The sequence below is a fragment of the Pontibacterium granulatum genome (assembly GCF_029961155.1).
GTDB classification, from domain to species: Bacteria; Pseudomonadota; Gammaproteobacteria; order Pseudomonadales; family Balneatricaceae; genus Pontibacterium; species Pontibacterium granulatum.
Genome location: NZ_JASBRH010000053.1, coordinates 1 through 1,861 on the forward strand (window position 1 = coordinate 1; position 1,861 = coordinate 1,861).

The window sequence follows — 1,861 nt, forward strand, 5'->3', positions numbered from 1 at the left end:
AGGAATGGTGGAGCTATGCGGGATCGAACCGCAGACCTCCTGCGTGCAAAGCAGGCGCTCTCCCAGCTGAGCTATAGCCCCAAATGTAAAGCGCAACCTTATGCGTGCATAAAGTTGGTAGGCCTGAGTGGACTTGAACCACCGACCTCACCCTTATCAGGGGTGCGCTCTAACCAGCTGAGCTACAAGCCTATAATCCAGTCACCTAAGTAACCTTCTCGCTCTCTCTACATACTGATCAGATAATTCGTGTGAACGCTTGCCAGGACGCAGCAATCGTTTAAGGAGGTGATCCAGCCCCAGGTTCCCCTAGGGCTACCTTGTTACGACTTCACCCCAGTCATTGACCACTCCGTGGTAAGCGTCCCCCTTGCGGTTAGACTACCTACTTCTGGAGCAATCAACTCCCATGGTGTGACGGGCGGTGTGTACAAGGCCCGGGAACGTATTCACCGCGACATTCTGATTCGCGATTACTAGCGATTCCGACTTCACGCAGTCGAGTTGCAGACTGCGATCCGGACTACGACCGGTTTTCTGAGATTAGCTTACCATCGCTGGTTCGCAGCCCTCTGTACCGGCCATTGTAGCACGTGTGTAGCCCAACTCGTAAGGGCCATGATGACTTGACGTCGTCCCCACCTTCCTCCGGTTTGTCACCGGCAGTCTCCTTAGAGTTCCCACCCGAAGTGCTGGCAAATAAGGACAAGGGTTGCGCTCGTTACGGGACTTAACCCAACATTTCACAACACGAGCTGACGACAGCCATGCAGCACCTGTCTCAGAGTTCCCGAAGGCACCAAGCTATCTCTAGCAAGTTCTCTGGATGTCAAGAGTTGGTAAGGTTCTTCGCGTTGCTTCGAATTAAACCACATGCTCCACCGCTTGTGCGGGCCCCCGTCAATTCATTTGAGTTTTAACCTTGCGGCCGTACTCCCCAGGCGGTCTACTTATCGCGTTAGCTGCGCCACTAAAGGATCAAGTCCCCCAACGGCTAGTAGACATCGTTTACGGCGTGGACTACCAGGGTATCTAATCCTGTTTGCTCCCCACGCTTTCGCACCTCAGTGTCAGTATCGGTCCAGGTAGTCGCCTTCGCCACTGGTGTTCCTTCCTATATCTACGCATTTCACCGCTACACAGGAAATTCCACTACCCTCTACCGTACTCAAGTCCAGCAGTATCAGGTGCAGTTCCCAGGTTGAGCCCGGGGCTTTCACATCTGACTGACTGAACCACCTACGCGCGCTTTACGCCCAGTAATTCCGATTAACGCTCGCACCTTCCGTATTACCGCGGCTGCTGGCACGGAATTAGCCGGTGCTTCTTCTGTAGCTAACGTCACAGGATGCAGGTATTAACTACACCCCTTTCCTCACTACTGAAAGTGCTTTACAACCCTAAGGCCTTCTTCACACACGCGGTATGGCTGCATCAGGCTTGCGCCCATTGTGCAATATTCCCCACTGCTGCCTCCCGTAGGAGTCTGGGCCGTGTCTCAGTCCCAGTGTGGCTGATCATCCTCTCAGACCAGCTAGAGATCGTCGCCTTGGTGAGCCATTACCTCACCAACCAGCTAATCTCACGCAGGCTCATCTAATAGCGCAAGGTCCGAAGATCCCCTGCTTTCCTCCGTAGAGCGTATTCGGTATTAATCCGGGTTTCCCCGGGCTATCCCCAACTATTAGGCAGATTCCTACGCGTTACTCACCCGTCCGCCGCTCGTCAGCGAGTAGCAAGCTACTCCTGTTACCGCTCGACTTGCATGTGTTAAGCCTACCGCCAGCGTTCAATCTGAGCCATGATCAAACTCTTCAGTTTAAATCATTGTGAATATCCGAAGATATTCGGCTCCAGTTAA

The 1,861-nt window shown here is 53.3% G+C and carries 2 tRNA genes and 1 rRNA gene; all 3 read right to left on the minus strand.

The window, feature by feature from the left end:
- Nucleotides 1–5: 5 nt before the first annotated feature.
- Nucleotides 6–81 (minus strand) — tRNA-Ala (locus QKW35_RS21170).
- A 34-nt stretch (nt 82–115) separates the two neighbouring features.
- Nucleotides 116–192 (minus strand) — tRNA-Ile (locus QKW35_RS21175).
- 89 nt (nt 193–281) lie between these two features.
- Nucleotides 282–1,821: ribosomal RNA gene (locus QKW35_RS21180) — 16S ribosomal RNA — on the minus strand.
- Between the last annotated feature and the right edge of the window lie 40 nt (nt 1,822–1,861).